The organism is Chryseobacterium sp. LAM-KRS1, from assembly GCF_013184525.1.
Taxonomy (GTDB): Bacteria; Bacteroidota; Bacteroidia; order Flavobacteriales; family Weeksellaceae; genus Chryseobacterium; species Chryseobacterium proteolyticum.
Window position 1 is genome coordinate 183,523 of record NZ_JAAOIZ010000005.1, and the last position, 21,255, is coordinate 204,777.

The 21,255-nt window shown below is 38.9% G+C and carries 16 protein-coding genes; 1 reads left to right on the forward strand and 15 read right to left on the reverse strand.

The window, feature by feature from the left end; genetic code table 11:
- Nucleotides 1-20: 20 nt before the first annotated feature.
- The 6 genes from G9C87_RS15420 to G9C87_RS15445 form a co-directional block, all read right to left on the reverse strand.
- Nucleotides 21-557: a GNAT family N-acetyltransferase gene (locus tag G9C87_RS15420; RefSeq protein WP_172282750.1), complete on the reverse strand. Its 537-nt coding sequence runs from the start codon at nt 555-557 to the stop codon at nt 21-23.
- 246 nt (nt 558-803) lie between these two features.
- Nucleotides 804-2,087, reverse strand: coding sequence for an adenosylmethionine--8-amino-7-oxononanoate transaminase (bioA, locus tag G9C87_RS15425; protein WP_172282752.1), 1,284 nt, complete (start codon nt 2,085-2,087; stop codon nt 804-806).
- A gap of 167 nt (nt 2,088-2,254) precedes the next feature.
- Nucleotides 2,255-3,253, reverse strand: a complete 999-nt coding sequence (gene bioB, locus G9C87_RS15430) for a biotin synthase BioB (protein WP_172282754.1) — start codon at nt 3,251-3,253, stop codon at nt 2,255-2,257.
- A complete protein-coding gene (gene bioD, locus G9C87_RS15435; RefSeq protein WP_172282755.1) occupies nt 3,246-3,863 on the reverse strand; it encodes a dethiobiotin synthase in 618 nt (205 codons plus the stop codon). The genes bioB and bioD overlap by 8 nt, the downstream gene beginning before the upstream one ends.
- A 151-nt stretch (nt 3,864-4,014) precedes the next feature.
- Complete coding sequence (locus G9C87_RS15440) at nt 4,015-5,172, reverse strand: aminotransferase class I/II-fold pyridoxal phosphate-dependent enzyme (RefSeq protein WP_228457026.1); 1,158 nt, start codon at nt 5,170-5,172, stop codon at nt 4,015-4,017.
- On the reverse strand, nt 5,130-5,747 hold the full coding sequence (locus G9C87_RS15445; protein WP_172282757.1) for a hypothetical protein: 618 nt from the start codon (nt 5,745-5,747) through the stop codon (nt 5,130-5,132). Before G9C87_RS15445 ends, G9C87_RS15440 begins: the two co-directional genes overlap by 43 nt.
- Before the next feature lie 65 nt (nt 5,748-5,812).
- Here G9C87_RS15445 and G9C87_RS15450 point away from each other — a divergent pair, with 65 nt between their 5' ends.
- Complete coding sequence (locus G9C87_RS15450; RefSeq protein WP_172282759.1) at nt 5,813-7,303, forward strand: PLP-dependent aminotransferase family protein; 1,491 nt, start codon at nt 5,813-5,815, stop codon at nt 7,301-7,303.
- Between the two features lie 43 nt (nt 7,304-7,346).
- Here the strand turns inward: G9C87_RS15450 and G9C87_RS15455 are convergent, their stop codons facing one another.
- The 9 genes from G9C87_RS15455 to G9C87_RS15495 are packed head-to-tail and all read right to left on the reverse strand — an operon-like array spanning nt 7,347 to nt 21,071.
- Nucleotides 7,347-8,555, reverse strand: a complete 1,209-nt coding sequence (locus tag G9C87_RS15455) for a PepSY-associated TM helix domain-containing protein (RefSeq protein WP_172282761.1) — start codon at nt 8,553-8,555, stop codon at nt 7,347-7,349.
- 2 nt (nt 8,556-8,557) lie between these two features.
- Nucleotides 8,558-11,002 (reverse strand): TonB-dependent receptor, encoded by a 2,445-nt coding sequence (locus G9C87_RS15460; RefSeq protein ID WP_172282763.1) that lies wholly within the window; start codon nt 11,000-11,002, stop codon nt 8,558-8,560.
- Nucleotides 10,989-12,377, reverse strand: coding sequence for an AMP-binding protein (locus tag G9C87_RS15465; protein WP_172282765.1), 1,389 nt, complete (start codon nt 12,375-12,377; stop codon nt 10,989-10,991). The genes G9C87_RS15460 and G9C87_RS15465 overlap by 14 nt, the downstream gene beginning before the upstream one ends.
- 4 nt (nt 12,378-12,381) lie before the next feature.
- Complete coding sequence (locus tag G9C87_RS15470; RefSeq protein WP_172282766.1) at nt 12,382-12,627, reverse strand: acyl carrier protein; 246 nt, start codon at nt 12,625-12,627, stop codon at nt 12,382-12,384.
- Between the two features lies 1 nt (nt 12,628).
- The gene (locus G9C87_RS15475) at nt 12,629-14,032 is read right to left on the reverse strand and encodes an MATE family efflux transporter (protein ID WP_172282768.1); all 1,404 of its coding nucleotides are present in this window, start codon (nt 14,030-14,032) and stop codon (nt 12,629-12,631) included.
- Complete coding sequence (locus G9C87_RS15480) at nt 14,029-15,837, reverse strand: IucA/IucC family protein (RefSeq protein ID WP_172282770.1); 1,809 nt, start codon at nt 15,835-15,837, stop codon at nt 14,029-14,031. Before G9C87_RS15480 ends, G9C87_RS15475 begins: the two co-directional genes overlap by 4 nt.
- Nucleotides 15,838-15,843: 6 nt before the next feature.
- Nucleotides 15,844-17,157, reverse strand: a complete 1,314-nt coding sequence (locus G9C87_RS15485; protein WP_172282771.1) for a lysine N(6)-hydroxylase/L-ornithine N(5)-oxygenase family protein — start codon at nt 17,155-17,157, stop codon at nt 15,844-15,846.
- Nucleotides 17,150-19,576: a GNAT family N-acetyltransferase gene (locus tag G9C87_RS15490; protein WP_172282773.1), complete on the reverse strand. Its 2,427-nt coding sequence runs from the start codon at nt 19,574-19,576 to the stop codon at nt 17,150-17,152. The genes G9C87_RS15485 and G9C87_RS15490 overlap by 8 nt, the downstream gene beginning before the upstream one ends.
- Complete coding sequence (locus G9C87_RS15495) at nt 19,548-21,071, reverse strand: pyridoxal phosphate-dependent decarboxylase family protein (RefSeq protein ID WP_172282774.1); 1,524 nt, start codon at nt 21,069-21,071, stop codon at nt 19,548-19,550. Before G9C87_RS15495 ends, G9C87_RS15490 begins: the two co-directional genes overlap by 29 nt.
- Nucleotides 21,072-21,255 lie beyond the last annotated feature (184 nt).

The following is a 21,255-nucleotide window of genomic DNA, read 5'->3' on the forward strand; positions in this document are numbered from 1 at the left end:
TGCCAGATATATTCAAAAAGCTATTTATTAAGCCATTCTTTTTGCAGTAAAGCAAAAACGAGATCATCAACCCAAACACCATTTATATATAAGCTTTCAACAAAATGAGCTTCTTTTCTGAAACCTATACGATTCATAAGATCAATTGAACTTTTGTTTGCGGGGTCAACAGAGGTTGTAATTCTATGCTTGTTAAGGTCTTTGAACATCAAATCAATCAGGCTTTTCAATGTTTCTGAAGCATACCCTTTATGGTGGTGTTTTTTGTTCAGGGTAATTCCAAATTCAACCTGTTTGTTTTCACTGTCTATAAAATGGATGCCAACATCCCCGATCACGTCATTTGTCTTCCTGTCCGTAATCAAAAGCTGATACCAGGTTTCCGGCTGATTGAATTCTTTAGGATTTCTAAGAATAAAAGCTTCCACTTCATCTATTGTTTTGGGGATCCAGCTTTGGAATTCATTGGTTTCAGCATCTGACCGGTATTCGAAAAGAGCTTCTTTATCACTTACATGGAGGTCTCTGAGGACTAATCTCTCTGTTTCAAGAATCATTGTAATAGTTATTATGAGGAGCTAATTTAAGAGTTTAAGGGGTAAGAATCAATATTTATGGGAAAAATTGATCATTAAACTTTAAATTAGACGGCGTGGAATCAAAGATTTACTTTTCTTCAGTATCTCCTCCAATCGGCGAAAAAGGATGCAAAAATATACTCCCGCATACCGTGCTTAATGTAACAGATCATAATTTTGTGTTTTTTTAAATCTGTGTATCGTTGCCGGCAGCGAGAGTATGGGCTATTTCATTTTCAGAAATAGGTTAAGAACGTCTATGATATTTTCATAAATGAAATCAAGCTCTTCTGAGGTAATGCAATAAGGAGGAACCAGATACATTACATTTCCCAGCGGGCGCATGATAATTCCTCTGGACAGAAATTCATTGTAGATCTTTTTTCCGGTCTCATTAAAATACGAAGTTCCCTGATCCGTTTTGAGCTCCCAGGCCAGAATGGTTCCCATTTGGCGGACATTTTCCACTTTCTCATGCTGCTGAAGGATTTTTGTAAAATCAGTATGTTGTTGGGAGATTCTTTCAATGGCAAGTTGTGTATCTTGCTGTAATAAAAGCTCCATACTGGCAAGTGCCGCAGCACAGGCTAAAGGATTTGCTGTAAAGGAATGACCATGGAATAAAGTTTTATATTTATCATCGGATAAGAAAGCATTGAAAATCACTTCTGAGCAGGTTGTAATACCCATTGGCATTGTTCCGCCTGTTAATCCTTTTGAAAAACACATGATATCAGGTTGTTCAGACAGGTGATTCGCTGCAAAAAGTTTTCCCGTTCTTCCGAATCCTGTAAAAACTTCATCCTGAACCAGGATGATTTCTTTTTCCCTGCAGAACTTCATAAGCTTACTAAGATCTTCAGCATGGTGTACCAGCATTCCGGCAGCTCCCTGTATCAATGGTTCGTAAATAAAACAGGCCACATCATCGGCAAAATCTTCAATCCGGATTTTTAATTCTTCCAGATTTTCAGAATTCGGAGTATCTATGAAGATCACTTCAAACAGCATTTCGCCAAAAGGCTGGGTCCAGATGCTTCTTCCGCTCACTGACATTGCACCAAAGGTATCTCCATGATAAGCATCTTTGAAAGCAAGTATCTTTGTTTTTGATTTTCCCTGATTGTAAGCATGCTGGATGCTCATTTTTAAAGCAACTTCTACCGCAGTAGATCCGTTATCTGAATAAAAAACCTTCTCCTGATTATCCGGTAATAGCTTCAGGAGGTTTTCAGAAAGTTGTATCGCCGGTTCGTGGGTAAATCCGGCAAAAATAACTTGCTCTAATGTATTCAGTTGACTGTAAACACGTTCGGCAATATGCTCATTAGCATGTCCGTGCAAAGTAACCCACCATGATGAAACAGCATCGATATATTTTTTACCTTCATTGTCGAAGAGATATACTCCTTTTCCTTTGACGATAGGAATTGCATCGTCAGCTGTTTTCATCTGAGTATACGGATGCCAGTTCACGGCCCGGTCTCTTTTTTGTAATTCGTTCGGCATAGATTGATTTATATTGTGTGTTGTTTTAGTGTGTATGATGAAGGGGAGAAAAAGAGGAGAAAAGAGAAAAGAAAAAAGAACAAAGAATAAAGACCTGGATTTATCTGTAATTTTGCCTCTAACCTCTAACCTCTAACCTCTAACCTCTAACCTCTAACCTCTAACCTCTAACTTTCACTATTCACCAAGGCTTCTTCTCTTTTTTTCATCGGCTTCAATCCGAGGGTATTGAGCATTTGCATATCTTCCGAAACTCCCGGGTTTGGGGTTACTAAAAGAGTTTCCCTTTCTCCGGTAAAAATGGAATTAGCTCCTGCCATAAAGCACCATGCCTGTTCGGTTTCGGTCATCTCGATGCGTCCCGCGCTCAAACGAACCATTGATGATGGCATTACAATTCTTGCGGTAGCGATCATTCTCACCATTTCCCAGGTATCTACTTTGGGGTTGTTTTCAAGAGGGGTTCCGGCTACTCTGGCTAAGGCATTGATCGGAACAGATTCCGGGTGTTTAGGCATTGTAGCTAATGTCAGCAGCATGGAAATACGATCCTCATTGGTCTCCCCAAGACCGATAATCCCTCCGGAGCATACAGTAATTCCGGCTTTTCTAACGTTATTAATGGTATTGATCCTGTTATCGAATGTACGCGTTGAAATAATTTCTTCATAATACTGTTCAGAGGTATCCAGATTGTGGTTATAAGCATATAATCCTGCTTCCTGTAAACGTATTGCCTGCTCTTCTGTCAGCATTCCCAATGTACAGCACACTTCTAATCCGAGCTCGTTTACTCCTTTCACCATATCGATTACGCGATCAAAATCCTTGTTGTTGCGTACTTCACGCCACGCAGCAGCCATACAGAACCTTGAAGATCCAGAATCTTTGGCTTTCTGGGCATGTTCAATTACTTTTTCTGTAGGAAGTAAGGCCTGTACTTTGATATTCGTATGATAGCGTGCAGCTTGTCCGCAATAGGAACAGTCTTCCACGCAACCTCCTGTTTTTATCGATAATAATGTTGAAATCTGTACTTCTTCAGGGTTATGCCATTCCCGGTGAACGGTCGCAGCTTTGTATACAAGTTCTAATAGAGGCAGGTTAAATATTTCCTCTATCTGCTCTTTCGTCCAGTCATTTCTAAGTTTTGTTGTTTTATCCATTGTATACGTGTTTTAAATTGTTTGATATTGTTTCTATGTTTTCTTTTGTAATTGAATCTATCTCAGGTATTCTGATGATATGGGTTTCTTTTTCTATATAGTTGATGATCACCCGTTCTGTATCGGTAGGAAAAGATCCGTTAAGGATCAGGTATTTTAATGAAAGCCCTTTTTCTCTTAAAGCCATTATGGATAATAAAGTGTGATTGATACATCCTAAATAATTTCTGACTACCAAGGCAACAGGTAATTGCAGTTTTTCTATCAGGTCAATCATAAATTCATGATCCGAAAGTGGTACCATTAATCCTCCGGCTCCCTCTACGACCAGGGTGTTTGATGTATCCGGTAACTGAAAATCTTCAACACTGATCTGTTTTCCTTCTGCTGCTGCAGATTGATGAGGAGAAGCCGCGATGTGTAAACGGTAGGTTTCGGGATAACAACAGACCTCATGTCCCACCCAATTATTAATTTTCATACTGTCCGTATAATGCAGATCTCCGGATTGAACGGGTTTCCAGTAATCTGCTTTAAAATGGTTGGTTAAAATTGCTGAACAAACTGTTTTTCCTATTTCGGTTCCTATTCCGGTGACAAATAATTTCATAGGTTTAATATTGTTTAAAGGCGAAATCGCTGAACAGCTTACTTGCTGAATCTTAAAATTGTGGATTTATAATGTGTTAAAAAGTAGAAGATTTTTACCTCTTGATAATCAACTTACAAATCCTCAATTCTGTGATTTCGTTATTTTATATTCACATCATTTCTCTGATTGTTGTGGCAAGCTCAATAATATCTTCTTCGGTATTAAAATTGTGCAGACAAACCCTCAATCTTTCTGTTCCTTCTTTCACGGTTGGACTGTAGACTGCATAGGTGAGCATTCCCTTTTCCGATAATGTTTTTTGCAGCAATTGTAATTGTTGGTTATCAGGAATAACAATAGCCTGTACCGGGCTGCTTTCTGATGAAGGGCTTTGAAGTCCTTGTTTTCTAAAAAAGGTGATATTGTGCTGTAGTTCTAATGCTAATTCAGGATGGATTTTCAGGAAATCATATCCGGCTTTTACAGAATTCCATTGAACATCCTGTGCTGATGTGGTATAAATAAAAGGAGAGGCAAAATTAATGAGATAGTCTTTGATCAGCCGACTGCTTAAAATAGCTGCTCCATGTGCCCCTAAAGCTTTACCATAAGTTATCACAGTAGCCAAAACCCTGTCCTGTAATTGATTTTCATTAACTAATCCATATCCTAAAACACCAAAACAATGAGCTTCATCCACGATGAGATGAGCATTGTATTGTTCTGCCAGCTCAACAATTTTTTGGATCGGAGCAAAATCACCTTCCATCGAATACAGGCTTTCAATGCCAATATAACAGTTTCCCTGGATTTTGCTTAATTTTTCTTCTAAGCTGATAAGGTCATTATGTTTAAACTTGATCTTTTTTGCATGGGTGATGCAGCAGGCATCGTGTACCGATCTATGGATGTGTTCGTCTACAATAATAGTATCCTGTCTTCCTGGCAGGGCAGAGAACAAAGCCAGATTGGCATTGTATCCGGAAGAAAAAAGCAATGCTGAATCGTATTGATGTTGGTGGGCAATAAATTCCTCCGTGTGAACGGCTACTGCACTATTACCACTGATTAGTCTTGATCCTGTGCTGCCTGCTAATAATGCAGGATTATTCTGAACCTGCCCGAGCAAATAATGCTGAAATGCTTTATTTTGTGCCAGACCCAGATAATCATTAGAATAAAAATCTGTTCCTTCAAGCTTAGGCCGGAGAGACCTGAAGATTCCCTGCTCTCTTCTTTTATCCAATGCCTGCTGGAAATGAGCTAATTGACCCCCTCCCATTTTTAATTCAGCTGTATTACTTCTTTTGTAATGGAGCTGATCCATTGTTCATGTAACTGATGTTCAATTTTAAGAATCTCTTCTGCATGAAGCTGCCAGTCTGGTGAAAACTCATTCAGTTGATTGATCATTTCCTCTAAGTGTCCTTCTTCTTCAAGAATGATTGACTTTACCATAATTTTAGAAGATTCTTTAGTCAGGATATCCTGATATACGGGATATAGCTCATCGGCACGTACTTCAATGGCATAGGTTACAAAAAGGTAAGCCGCATATTTTAGCTCTTCTTTGGTTAAGGAAAATGCTTTTTGTAAATATTTACACGCTTTAATATCCAAAGAGTGCAGATATTGACGGGTTGCCAATGAAGCCAGAAGCTCCTCTTTTTCATAGGTTTTACAAAAGTCGGGATTAAGCTTTCCGATCTGCTTTTTCAGATAGTAGGCATGGCGGTGTTCTTCTGCTGCATGTTTTAGCTGGATCTGGCTCACCTGGGTAGGATGCTCACAGCTGGAAATTTTTCTGGCTCCTGCATTCTCCATAAAAGATAATGTATTCAGCCATTTGGCATGAACCTCATTATTTTTTACAATACGTTCTAATAGATTGTAAAATTCCATGTATTTTTATTTTGATTCAAATGTAGTATATTGCCGGATGGTTGAATGGTGCCAGTTTTAATATTATGGATAGTCCGGTTGAAATTCCTTATCAGAGTTTTGTCAAAATTAACAGAAGTTCAGACGCTTCAATATATATGCAGATTGCCAATCAGCTGATCAATGCGATTCAGCGTGGTTACCTTCCTTTTGGGACCAAACTTCCGGGAACCAGGGCTTTAAGTCAAACCCTTGAAGTACATCGTAATACAATTGTTGCCGTATATGATGAGCTGTTTGCTCAGGGCTGGGTAGACAGCATCCCGAATAAGGGGACATTTGTTATCGGGAAAAATAAGGATGAGCCTACAAAGGTTAAAAATTTTGAAACCAATGACCTTGAACATTATCCGAAAACAACAGGCTTTTCTTTTAAAACGTCCAATATCCTGGATAACCCATTTGAGCATTCTGCATGTGAATATCTGTTGAATGATGGGGTACCGGATATCAGGTTAACACAGATTGACCAGCATTCCAAGATTTACAGTGCTATTCTCAAGCGTAAAGCACATCATAAAATGCTTGGCCATTATAATCATGACGGAAGTGAATTCTTTAAAAAGAACCTTTCTCATTACCTGAATCTATCAAGAGGGCTTCCTATTTCCAAAAAAAATCTGCTTATTACAAGAAGTACGGAAATGAGCATCTATATTGTCTCGGAAGTACTTTTATCAGAAGGCGACACTGTATTGGTAGGCGCACTGAGCTATTTTTCGGTTAATATGATACTGGAGAAAGCCAGGGTTCATATTGTTCCTGTTCCTATCGATGAAGAAGGAATTATGGTGGAATATGTAAGGGAGGCCTGTAAAAAGCAAAAGATACGGATGTTATATCTCACTCCTCACCACCACTATCCTACCACGGTAACGTTAAGTGCTCAAAGAAGACTAGAGCTGCTGAACCTGGCGAACGAATTTGGATTTGTGATCCTGGAGGATGATTACGATTATGACTTCCATTATGATAAGAGTCCTATCCTTCCTTTAGCAAGTGCAGATACAAACGGAATGGTTGTTTACACCGGTTCTTTCGGAAAATCACTGGCCCCGGGATTCCGGACAGGATTTATTGTGGCTCCGGAAAACCTGATGACTGAATTGCGGAAATATTTGGGAATTATTGACCGTCAGGGTGATATTCTTATGGAGCAGGTATTGGGTGAAATGATTGCTGAAGGAGAGATTCATCGTTATCTTAAGAAATCGGTCAAGATTTATCAGGAAAGAAGGGACCAGTTCGCTCTTTTACTGGAAGAATATCTCGGGGAATATATACGGTTCCAAAAACCATCAGGCGGCTTAGCGATCTGGATTGAGTGGAATGTGCCCCTGAACCTTATGCAGCTCAGCAGGAATTGCGCTCAAAATAACCTATTCATTCCTAAAACATTATTGTATCAAAACAAAAATCTTACGGCAATGAGGCTGGGATTTGGAAACTTAACTTTCGAAGAAATGGAACAAAGTATCAGAATTTTATCTGAAAATGTAAAGAGACTGATTTCATAATTTTTTAAGCCCATAAAAATGAGTACTATTTTTATTACTCTTTTTAGTGGCTATTTTGAAAAAAGGAATGTCTTCGCTTATGAATTTTTGCATGACTCCTTTTTGTTGGTTTCTTTTTTTTCCTGTTTAGATAAATCATAAATCCTGTAATGGGAAGTGATGCAGTAATTAAACCAGCAATGAGATATAAAATTCTGCCTGCCGTACCCAGAATACTTCCTGTATGCAGATCGTAATTTCTTCCTCTTAGAGCGGTACCGTTCCCGATATTTTTGTCATTATACAATTGATGTTTTAAAGTTTCCCCGGTATATTGATCAAAATTGAATTGCTCATTCTGGTATTGTTTATCACCATATGTTATCTCTGCATAGTACGTTCCCTCTTCTTTTTTGGGAAAACTGATCAATGCTGAATTTTTACCTGCCAGACTTTTTTCCACTTTATTCCCTACGATATCCAGTATCATTTTTTGATTGGAGAACCCGGTGGCGGGTACTGTACTTTTAGCTTTTTGTTCAGTGTGGGCCTTTCCGTTTAAAGTTTTCTTTACCCATTGATCAATATTTTCAAAATTCCATATCACTGCGGAATAGCATATCAGAAGCAGAGGGATCACAGCATAAAAACCCAGAACATTGTGACTGTCATAATTAATTCTTTTCCAGTTAGCTGATGTTTTAATAAAAAACATGCCTTTCAATGCATTTTTATTCATTTTACGGGGATACCAGATCACTAAGCCGGAAAAAAGCATGATCGCTAAAATCAGTGTGGAATATCCCGTAATGGTCTTTCCTATCTTTTCTCCAAGCAATAATCTTCTGTGGAGATCCATCACAATTTCAAAAAAGTCGGTTTTAGCGTTCTCAACTGCAAGGACTTTTCCGGTATAAGGATCTATATAAACCCTGTAATAATAAATATAAGTTCCCCAATATGTCCATGCTTCGTCATTCATTTTCAGGGAACGGAATGCATAACTGCGGTAAGGATCGGAAGATATTTCTACCCTGCTAAGTTTTAAGCTGTCAGGTAATGCCTGTTTAGCTTTCAATTTTAGTTCCGAAAACGGGAGCTTTTCATTTTTAACTGATCTGACAAAATATTTTTCAGGATAGAACGTATGTTTTAATTCTTTTTCAAATGCCAGAATGCAACCGGTAACTGCCATTATTACAACTATAAGCCCGGACATTAGTCCGAGCCATAGATGTAATTGATATGTGATTTTTCTCAATTTAGAATTCATTATTAAAACTTAAGGCTAACCTCAGCAACAAAATTACGAGGCATTTGGGCTACTACAACACCTTGCCCTGCAAAATATTGGGCATTCCCTAAATTATTCATTTTAAATCCTAGTCTGTATCTTTCTTTTTCAAGAGAGACAGAAGCATTGATCAATGTATAGGCAGGAAATATAAATTGTCCTGTAGTTGCATTATCCACTGTTATTTGTTTACCTACACGATTAAGTCCGAAACCTATACCTAATCCCTGTAGTCCGTTGATTGGGAGTATATAACTGATCCATGAATTGAATACATTTGCAGGACCGGAAGATGAAGGACGGCGGCCTTCCACATTGGCCGCGGATCTTACAAATTTACTGTCATTGTATGAATATCCTGCCATAATATTTAAACCATGGATAGGGTTTAAAATGGTTTCAATTTCAATTCCTTTACTTCTTTGTTCTCCATCCTGAATGGTTACATTATACCCTTTTCCATCTCGAATCACAACGTCTGCCCTTAGCATATTGTCGACAAGGATATTGTAATATCCGATCGTGAAATTCACCTTGTTTCTCCACAAATTTCCTTTAATTCCAGCTTCCCATTGATTAGATCTTTGAGGTTTAAAATCTCCGCTATAATCAGGAAGCGGCTGAGAGCTCGGAGCTACATAGCTAAAACCATTCATATAGTTGGCGTATGCAGACAGGCGATCTTTAAATACCTGGTAAACAATACCCAGTTTCGGTGACCAGGCATTTTGATTGAATGCACCTGTATTCATATTGGTATTAAGGTCAAGTTGACCTTTACTTTCATAATGATCAAAACGTAAACTTAGCAATGTAATTAAACGATCGGTAATATAAACGGCATCAGAAATATAAGCCCCATACATATTACTTGAAATTGTATTTCTTTCCAATGGCGATTTTCCTGTTTTAGTAATAGCATTTTGTGTGAAAATCTGTATTTTCTGAAGAGCCAGATCTTTTGATATTGCACCGTATTTACCCGTAAGATCCCTTCCGTTGATCGTATCATACTTAACGATTGGAGAATTATTATTGTTCAGTGACTGATTTAAATAGTCCAATCCGATCAGGAGTTTATTTTTAATTTTCCCAATTTTAAATTGTCCGTTAAAATTCTGCTGGATACTTGTGGAAGCTCCTTCGGAATTCTGCCATTGTACGTTACGCTCCAGCATATCGTCTCTTTTAGGTGATCGGATAAATTGATACTGGTATAATCCCTCTGTTTTTCTGTAGTTTCTCGAAATCAAAGTTTGCGAACTCCAGTTGTCGGAAATTTTATAATTAACCTCAGCTTTTACATTGATAGACGGAGCTTTTAAACTCATATCATTGTTGGAATATGATCTTTTCCAGTCAAATCCAAGCTCCTGGGGAGTATGTGCTTCAAACGGGCGTGTTCTGGCAAGGAAAATAATCGGCGTATTCGTTCCTTCGTAGGTATAAATCTGCGCTCCAAGATTGAACTTTAATCTGTCATTAACCTGATAACTCAGTGTAGGAGCAACAAACATAGACTTTCTGAACTCAGAATCCCTGAATCCGTTCTGATACTGATATGCTGCATTTAATCGGAATAAAGTTTTTCTGGAATCGGTGATCGGACCATAAACATCAGCTGTAACACGATTCAGGTTATAACTTCCCAATAAATAGGAAACTTCTCCCCCGAAATAATCTTTTGGTTTTTTGGTTACAACATTGATCAGTCCGCCAAATGATGTTACCGCTCCACCGTATAATGTTCCGGAAGGTCCTTTGATTACATCAATACGTTCAATATCTGAAGGATCGATTTCAGAGTTGGTGGTTGCCGGGACACCGTCTACCATAGAAACTCTTGTTGGAAAACCTCTTAAGTTATAGTAGAAACTTCCGTCTCCTGCTCTTCCGGCGCTTCCCTGCATTTTCACAACTCCAGGAACATTTTTCAAAGCATCTGAAACATCATAAACAAGCTGTTCTTTAAGGATCTGCTGATTGATGCTGGTGTACATCTGTGGATTTTCCAGGTTTTTCAACGGCATTTTAGCAATTGAAGTACTGTCCTTATCGAGAAATTTATTTCTGCTTACGGCATATACGGTAATTCCTTCAATAACATTGTTCTCCACCGCGGTATAAATAACCGGGATTTCATAGACATCTTTCTCAATACGAATGGTTTCACGTGTGAGTTCGATATCATTTAAAACCACCTGAAGAGTATACTCCCCAGGCGGCACGTTGTCAAAATAATATTCTCCTGAATTATTGGTTTTTGCCTGATAAGGCGTATTTACTAGTCTTAAAAGCGCGTTTTTTACCGGTGCTTTATCAGACAGCATGATCTTGCCGTTGACACGTTCGCTCTGTTGTGCAGAGACAATTACGGGAAAGCTGACAAGAAGTAAAAGTAATATAAGGGTTCTAAATGTTTTCATGCTGAAGGTTTTGTAACAGGGGATAATTTATTTTGCCGTTTTGGGATAGTGGAAATGTCTCTATATGTTCCGTGCGTACATATTGAGGATTGATACGTAATTTATTCTTTATGGTTTCAGTGATAATCTGAGGATCAATTTCATTGTTGTCATATAATACAATGATCTTTTTGTCATTGGAATTAAGGCATACAAATGTGTTTCCCTCCAGTTCATTTTTAAGAATAAATTCAACCTCATCCAGGTTGAGACGAATTCCGAATAGCTTCATGATGCGTTTTATTCTTCCTGTAATATAATACAGTCCATTTTGTCCTCTCCTGGCGGTGTCTCCTGTACGAAGCACTTTGGGTTGCTCATAAGTTGCAAGATCATGGAGAGTATTGGCATATCCTCCACATATACTTTCATGGAAGAAAAGAAGTTCATCTGTTTCCGGATCGATCTCAAAGCTTGCGCCGTGTACCGGGCTACCAATAGACGTTTCTTCTTCAAGAAGCCCATCGGTACTGAGGTAAGCCATTCTTCCTCCGGCTTCTGTCTGTCCATATTGGGCAAAGAATTGTTTTTCAAATTCATGACAGTAATTGAAGATCGTTTTTCGAAGTTCTCCGTTGATCACCCCTCCTGTATGGGTCATGTATCGTAGGCTTTTACTGCCTTTTCTGAAGAAGCCTATTCGGTTCAGATTTTCATAAAGGTATGGAACGCCACCCAGTGTACTGTATCCGTACTCTTCCATTTCATCCCAGAATGCCTTTTGCATAATATCTTTATCCGTGCATACTATTTTCCCTGCCCGCATACAATTGGTAGTGAAAATCGAAAAACCATACACGAAATTAATCGGGACATTTAACGGAACTACATCCGATTCCAGGATAGGCATATATTGCAGAATACTCACCGCATTTTTATAAAGACTCTCATCTGAAAGCTTAACCAGCTTAGGAACTCCTGTTGTTCCCGAGGTGCTTAAAAGAATCTTAATATCCGGATGAATGGAAACTTCCGGTTTATAATCTTCCCTAACAAAGATTTTAATGGTTTCTGAGAATTCTCTGGATGAATATCCCTGAAGCTCTTCCCGTGACGGATCAAAGATGTATTTCGGACGGTATTCTGCTTCCAGGCGTTCTTTGAAGTCCGGGTGAAGCTTTTGTCCAAGAATTGCAATGGCATGAGCCGTACCATAGAAGTTCAGTAAAACTTCAATACTGGACAGCTGATTGTCATTGTATAAAAAAATCAATCCTTTTTCTACAGGATTCAGGCCTAATGACCGGTACAATGTTCCTACCGGAACACTTTTGCCACTGGAAGCCTCTATAAAAGAGAGGCTTCTGTTGGCAATTACATTTTCTAAAATTTTCATATACTTAGTTTTCTACGAGTACATCGTATTTTTTCATTTTGTCGCGGATCTTTCCTACAGTTCCCATTTCAAGAATATCATTAAAATCAAACTTTATTTGGTAGAACTGTTCCAATGCTTCTACTATAAGAAGATGGGACATAGAATCCCATTCCGGGATTTCCTGGTAGGTAAGGTTTTCATCAATCATTTCTTTTTTTACTGCAATTGCTGATGCAATAATTTCATAAAATTCGTCTGTTGTGTGCATTTTAAATTTTTATAGTTTTCCATTTACCATTTCTGAAGATCATAAGGAAAAGCACAGCCAGTACAATTTCCGAAGAAACGATAGCTGTAAATATTCCTTTCAGTTCCCATTGAAGCCTTACTCCAAGGAGATAAGCCAAAGGAAGCTGAATAACATAAAACATGATCATATACAGCAGGGTTACCTGCATGATATTTCCGGCAGCATTAAGTGCGCGGCTGATCACCATTGTAAAGCCTAATAACAAATAAGCCATTGAAACCACGTGGATATACTGGACTGCATAATGAGCGACCTGGGCTTCCGAAGTAAAAAAGGTAACAACATATTCCGCTGCCAGTTGCCAGAATAAAGCAACAGCCACGAGATATGTCATATTAATTCCTCCTGCCCTCCATACGGTTTTTTCCGCACGATCCGGATTTCCTGCTCCCAGATTCTGGCCCGTAAGAACTCCCGCAGCATTTCCTATTCCCCAGGCAGGCATGGTTGCCACAGAAGCTATCCTTTGGGCAATAATGTAACCTGCAAGTGCGGTGGTTCCAAAGGTTGCAATAATCTTCACCATAATCAGCCAGCTGGAGGCAGGAATAATATACTGAACCAGTCCGCCAAAGGTAATTTTGAGGATTTTCTTTGTTAAGGAAAGGTCGAAGTGAAACTTCGTACCGATCTTGATACTGGTTTTTCCTGTAAGGAGGATAAAAAACTGGTATATTACCGCGAGCAGACGGGATAAAACAGTAGCATAAGCTAATCCCATTAATCCGTAAGCAGGAATAAAACCAAGTCCGAAAACAAAGATGACCGCGAATACCATACTCGATATATGGCAAAGCCAAAGGGATTTCATGGCAAGGGATGCATCCCCGGCCCCTCTGAAAAGCCCGTTAATGGAAAGCCTCAGAATAACCAATCCGATACTTAAAAATACCAGTTGGGAAAAAAGGACTCCATGATCAATACTATCGGGTTTAATCCCGAGAAAGCCGATGATATCGGATGCGAAAATAAATGACAGTCCCCCAACCAAGAGGGCAAATCCAAACGCAAGCAGTATGATATACTGTGCCGTTTGTTCCATTCCTTCCTTGTCTTTTTCACCTGCTCTCCTGGCCGTTAATGTAGCAGCCGCTATCCCAAGACCGATGGCAATCGCGTTGGCAAAATTGATGTAGTTATCTGTAATACCAACAAGTCCGAGGACCTTATCTCCAAGCTTCGCAATAATTAAAAGATTGATACTCACGAAAACAGATTCCATAACAAGCTCCATCACCATAGGAATGGCTAAACTGAAGATTGAACGGTTGATGCTTCCGCTGGTAAGCTCGGTTTTTCTCCCGGCTAATGCTCCGTACGCAAATACAGAACCGTCTTTTACAAGATGCAGGAACTTTTTCATAGTGCCACGACAGAATTTTTATTGGCTATCTGGTACAATGGGTTGGGTAAAGCACCATCTTTCTTTGGAATAGCAAATGCTTTGTTTTCACTGTAACCGTTATTTTTCAAGCGTACACTGTTGATATAGAATCTTTTGAATGACGGAACATACAGATCATATTTTGCATAGCGGTCCTTTAAATCAGGGTTTTGATTTTTGTAATGCTCTATGCATTCATGAACAAGTGTCCAGAACTCTTCTTCTTTAAGATCCGAATAGGTATGAAGAACGTTTGATAAATATCTGAAAAAGGCATCAAAAACCCCAAGAAGAATGGATAATGGAACATTTTCCTTGTTTGAGGACTGAATCAGTCCGTCTGCCAGATGATCCGGTAATTTTTCTCTGGCTTCTGTCGTTAAAACAATGTCATCTACAAAATCTTTAATAACAATTCTTTGTGGAAGCCCTTTTCTCAATACCACCATAATGTTTTCTCCGTGAGGTGTTACGCAAAGAGAATGGGTGTAATAGATATGAAGAAGAGGAGTAAGATAAGCGTCGAGATATTCTGTGATCCATTGTCTTACACTAATTCCTGCTTTTTCAGCAAAAGCTTGTACCAGGGGAACTCCGTTTTGATCCACATAGAGCAATGAAGCCATGGTAAACATTTCTTCGTCTTCCTTTAAATAAGATCCGGCACTTTCACGCCATAATGCTCCCAGGAACTCATTATATTGATATGGAACGCCTGTAATAGCACCGTATTGCGGATGGTGGTAAGCAATTGAAGCTTCTTCACCGAGAAATATGGTTCCTTTATTTTCCAGATAAGCATCCCCTTTGATCAGTCCTTTTACCCAATCTGTAATGGAGGGTGCTATTTTCATCTGTTTAGGGGAAAGTCCTCTGATGTTTCCGGTACTCAGAATGGAGACAGCCGTTTTTAAGTATCTCTTCTCAGGATGATCTGCATTGAATAAAGTACGGATGCTCTGTTGCGGGCTGTAAACGTCATTCCCTTCTCCCAGAGGAATTAGTATTCCGGAAACAAGATCTCCCGCAAAATGGATCTTTAACTTATGTTCCCATTGCCAGGGATGTACCGGGATGAAATGATAATCCTGAACTGATTTTCCTTTGTTGATCAGTTTTTGTTGAAAATTCTGATATAATTCATCCCCGATTTCAGAGCGGTAAAATTCTTCCTGATCGATATGTCCTAAAGAATGAAAAGATGATCTGCTCTTATGAGCGGCAAACCAAAGGACTTTTAAGCTCTTATCCGCTTCCGGGGCAAAGGTTTCAAGGTCAGTAGGTGAAAAGCCTAATCTGCTTTTATTGACGATAACCCATGGGTGACCTGTCATCTGGTGCTCTACTGTCTGGTAATTACTGGATGCCAGATCCTTTGAAGTCATAATCCCTCTGGACAAGATCAGGGAATCACAATATAAAGTATGCAGTAATTCTTCTGTGTATTTTGCTAATGTATTGGAATCAAGATCAAAAACCGCCTGCATTTCAAGGAAAAATTGAGGGATATTAAGGATGTCGGTTTTTTCGCCATTCTCTGTTTTTGTAATACTGGCTTTATCAATATGCCAAAAATCCATCATTCTTTCCTGTCCCCTGAAGCTATATTCTATGTTTTCAAATCCTGTCTCAAGGCTGAAGATGGTATATCCTTCTTCATCTTGAGATACAGCGACAGGCTTTAATCGCTCCTCATGCATTAATTCGGCGATTGTTTTGGTCATAAGGTCCCTGTTAGCCTGTAGCCAGTGTTTCTGGTTAATTATCGTATTATCGTTACTCATTATTCATTATATTTTGGCGGTTGGCATTGCGTGTTTTTCAACGTCAAAATCCTGGAAAGTTATTTTCTTTTCTATTTTATAATGCTCCCTTCCCAGAATATCATTGATGATATAAGAATTACGGTAAGCCGCCATTCCAAGGTCGGTAGAAATATAGCTATGGGTATGGACTTCTGCATGAAGCACATAGATTTCACCTCCGTTATGATCTATTGAGTAATTCCTGTTCACGGCAAATAACCCGTTGGAATCCCTTTTAATTCTTGATTCAATATTTTTTAAGAATGAAGGTTCATGATAACGGTATCCTGTTCCAATTACGAGATAATCAGCTTCCTGTTCATAAGGGATATCCTGTTCCAATTGTGTAAATTCAAGGGTAAGACGTTCGGTATTGCTGTTATCTACCCGATCCAGCTGGCTGTTGGGAATGATCGTAAGCTTTGGATTGGCATTATCAATATTAAGATCATAGATAAAATCATAGATCTGGTTGATCAGGTCATAATTGATCCCTTTAAACTGTGCCTGTTGCTTGCTTAAGATAGCTTTGCGGGCAGCTTCGTTTCTGCTGTAAAAATAATCTACGTAATCAGGGGAAGTAAGCTCTAAGGTAAGCTTTGAATATTCCATCGGGAAAAACCGGTCAGGTCGGGAATACCATCCTAATTCCGTATTTTCATTGCGGCTTTGAAGAAGATCGTAAAAGACTTCCGCAGCACTTTGCCCTGAACCAATTACCGCTATTTTACGGCCTTTAGCTAAAAGCTCCTCTTTTCTGTACAAATAAGAACTTGTATGAAGGATCCTGGAATCTTCTTTGGGAATAAATGAAGGAATATGGGGCTGTGTCCCGGTACCAAGGATGAGTCTTTCCGCTTTAAAAACTACCGCCTCCTTGGTTTTGGTGTGAAGCGTGGTAATCAGATAAAGTCCGTCTTCATAAATAATATCGACAACCTGTGTGGAAAAACGGCATTGTGGCAATTGGCTGACTACCCATTGACAATAGCGGTTATATTCTTTTCGGGGAATGAAGAAATCTTCCCTGATAAAGAATTTATATAACCTGTTGGTTTCTTTAAGATAATTAAGAAGGCTTAAGGGATTGGTAGGATCCGCCATCGAAACACAGTCACACAAAAACGGTGTCTGAAGGGTTACGTGGTCTATCATTAATCCCGGATGCCAGTCGAAGCCATCCCTTTGATCAAGAAAAAGTGTTTTTAGTTCAGATATAGGATTGGATAAAGCAGCTAGCCCTAAATTAAAAGGCCCGATACCTATTCCTATTACATTATATATGGTTTCATTAGTCATGTTCAGCGATTTTTGCGGTGATTTGTACATCTTTGTTTTGTGGGAATTTTTCCCAATACCATTCCCTGTAGCAGAAGTTCAGATTGGCTTTTTTGTGTGGCATTTCAATGATTTTTTCTATTTTGAAGCCTACATGTGCCTTATTCATCATGGATGCAAAAGAATCTACAGAGCCTTCTCCTACCATTTTTCCAACTTCCGGTTGGGCAAAAACGTAATCTACCATAGATTGTGTGGAAGGAGAAACATATTTCTTTTTAGGATCTGTCGGAGCTATAAACTGATGCGTCCCATAGTCTGTAGGCATTACATCATAATAATCTCCCACAATATCCCGGCATGGCCAGTAAACTTCAATATTGCAGGAAGGTTCATCATTACTCGAAATAATATAGCTGTGGGCTTCGTCACCCGGTAACATCAGTCGGTAATAGGTTTCCAGCTCGTCAATCGGCCAGTTCATCTGCCATATTTTTACAGCATGCTCACGATTGAACCATTCATGAAGCATTTCAAGATCTTCATCAAGGTTAATAGGACGCATACTGATTGTAACATCTTCTTTCTGAAAATAACGCCTGAAGAACACATCGTTTCCTTTTGGATTGATCAGCTGATCCGAGAAGAAATATTTGTAAAGAAGGTTGGGAACCCTGGCATAAGAAATAGCCCCGGCACTGGTAATTCCATCAATCTCATTGGCTACTGCCTTAAAGTTTGTTTTGGTTCCCCAATACCTGTTTTGAAGGGCATAGTTGGTAAACGCTGAAGGCATCTCATGGTGAACGGCATCAAACTCCCGGTATAATATATCAATCAGCGTTCGTTCACTTACCCACCCTGTTTTTCCTAATGAGGCGATAAGTGCTGAAAAATTGCTCACCAGTACATGATAAGAAATGATATCTAAAAGACGCTCATCTTTGATAAAGAGATCCTCAATCTCCGGATATTCTTTAGCCAGCCCGGTATACTGGTCTCTCGAACTTTCTCTGAGGAGATAACCCTGTGCATCTCTTACAAAAAGTGTTTGAGGAAGCAATTGATCATCCAGCTGAATCAACAGGTTCTGCTGATGAGCTTCAGGAGCCATTCCATATTGGCTGTATAAGTGGTTTAATGGAGCGATTAATAGTTTAATATACTTTTCGAACCATGTGGTTATGGATTTTTCAAGACCCATTCCCAGGACATCTGAAACATCCGAGAAAAATTTCTGTATAAAGGTCTTTCCGTCAGCAGGTTCATCCTGGCATAACCTGGCGAGTAAAAGTATTTTATCTTCAGGTAAAAACGGATTCTCGCGAACTAATAAATTAAGACTATCAATGTTTTTATCATTGTGGTAGACTCCCAATGTTACAGGTTCTAAAAGAAGTTTGAACTGATTAAAATCCTTTTCAAATGCTGAAGCTGCGTGCTTACGCCATAATGCTGAAGCATAGCCTCTTTTTAAATCTTTTTCAGTGTTGATCCTGATCGAACCGGTTAAAAGAACATTCAGGGAAAACTTTGGCATCCATGGAATATGAGGGCTGTACATGCTTCTTATAGAAGATGTTGAATAAAATCCTTCTCCCAGGGCTCCGATGTGAATTAATGTCCTGTTTTCTATCATTTCCGAGCCTTCTTTTATCGATAAAAGATAACTGGCTTCCCAGGGATGACATGGAACAATGTAGAAGTCGGACAGGCTTTCTCCTTCTTTAAGATCATTTTTTCCAAAGTCCGAAGGCAGAGAAACGATGCTTTTCAGAAATTCATTGTAGGAGATCTCTAAAACAGAGTTTTCTACAACATTGTTTTTATGCACTAAAAAATACTCAAGCTGTATCTCTTTATTGAATTCAGGACCATATAAAAGCTGTTCTTCTTTTGAAAATCCCATCCTTGCTTTGGTAAAGGGATGAAGATTATGCCCTGCCGGAAGCCTCTGCTCAGATTCCAGAAAGGAGTAAGACACAGGATCATTCTCCTGAGCACCAGCATTCATGATCAGTTCCAGGTTTCTGAAGCTGCTTTGGATTCTTTTGGTAAACAATTCCAACCCTTGTTCACTGAATTGCTCAGAAAGCTCTTTATAAACCAAAGCTGTCAGCTGGTCGATATCCACCTCAAAAATGCTTTCATTTTTATGATCAACGGCCCATAAAGGCATTGCATAATCGTGAAATGAACTTTCGGAACGATAAGCAACAGGGGCGAATAAAAACAGATCGCTCTTTTTTAATTCAAATCTTATGTATAGCGGGTAATTGCTGTTTTGAAGTGCCCGGGCAGTAAGGGTATCATATTTTGGAACTCCTTCATAAAATCTTCCGTTCCCCAGTTCCCGCAACATACCATTCAATAAGATTCTGCTTGTAATGGTAAGCGCTTTTTCTGCAACATTAGTTTGTTGTTCCAAAATTTTCTCCATGCTTTTTTATTGTGTTTAATATTTGATGAATATCTTCAGTAGTAGTAATAGGATTCAGGAAAGTAAATTTCAGATAGAAATTACCATCAACCTTGGTACTTGCTACCAGGATCTCTCCACTGTAGAACAATTTCATTTTTATATGTAAGTTCAGTGTATTCAGATCTTCAATATCGTCTCTCAGATAACGGAATACCAATACACTAAGGTCAGTATGCGATAGCAATTCAAATTCCTGGTCTTCAGTAATCATTGCTGCTGCATCTTTAGTAAGATCAATCACCCTGTCGGTATATTCAGCCAATTGTTCCTGCCCCATCATTCTTAAGGTAAACCAAAGTTTTAAAGCGTCAAATCTACGGGTACTTTGTATAATAGACTTATTGATCTGTGCAGGAATCTCTTCCTCATCCATTTCTGCAGGATTCAGATAATCGGCATGATGTTTAAGGATTCGAAGTTCTCTCTTGTTTTTAACAATGAAAGCACTACTGCTGATCGGCTGGAAGAATGATTTATGATAATCTATTGTTACAGAATCTGCTTTTTCAATGCCGTTTAAAAGATGACGGTATTTCGCGCTTAAAAGTAAGGCACAACCATATGCTGCATCTACGTGCATCCAGATATTATGTTGAGCCGCGATATTCGCAATATCCTCCAGTGGGTCTACATTGCCAAAATCTGTTGTTCCGGCGGTTGCTATGATCCCGATAGGAATATTTCCTAATTCGATCTCACGCTTCATGTATTTCTGAAGCAATGTAATATCCATCCGGAATTCATGGTCAGTGGGAACTTTTATTATGGATTTTTCCCCTAACCCCATAATAGATGCATTCTTTGAATTGCTGAAATGCGCTTTATCGGAAATAAAAATTCTAAAACGGCCGGCTTCAGGCGGTAAGCCGTCTTGTTTGATGTTGTGATGTAAGTTTTTTTGAGAGAAGACATCCCGCATCATCACCAATCCCATCAGATTACTTTGTGAACCTCCTGCGGTAAATACACCATCACTTTCAGAAGAATACCCTAATCTTTCTGCTGTCCAGTCAATCAGTTTTCTTTCCATAAAAGTGCCGCCGGCACTCTGATCATAAGTATCCTGTGAAGAGTTGATAGCGCTCACAAGGATTTCTCCGGCTAATGCTGGAATTACAATAGGGCAATTGAGATGGGCTACATATTGAGGAAGGTGAAAGGCTGTGGCATGCTTTACGTAGATGTCATCCACCTCATTCAGGAGCTCTTCATAAGAAGAGAGTTTTTGGTTCAGGTCAATGTGCTGAACCTTTTGTTTCATTGTTTTAGCTTCTATTCCGCTAAATGGTTTGTCGTTTCTATGAAGAAATGTTCCGACCAGGTCTAAAGTGTCATTGATAGCGGAACGATAGTGATCATAATTATCCTGATGAAAAATGTTTTCAAATTTCCCCGAAAAGTGATTCAAAGTGTCGTTTATCACTCCTTCGTGAGGCAAAATTTCGTTGTTCATATATTTATTTATAACGTTGATTAAAAAAAATGGTGTTGACTTATTTTTATTTGGACATAGTTTATATATCTCGTAATCAATACGTTAAGTTTTATTTTTTTGCATTTTTTATTTGGTACTTAATTAAAAATTCATAAATTTGACAACGCAATTGTTATTTAGAATAATTAAAAACAAATATAAT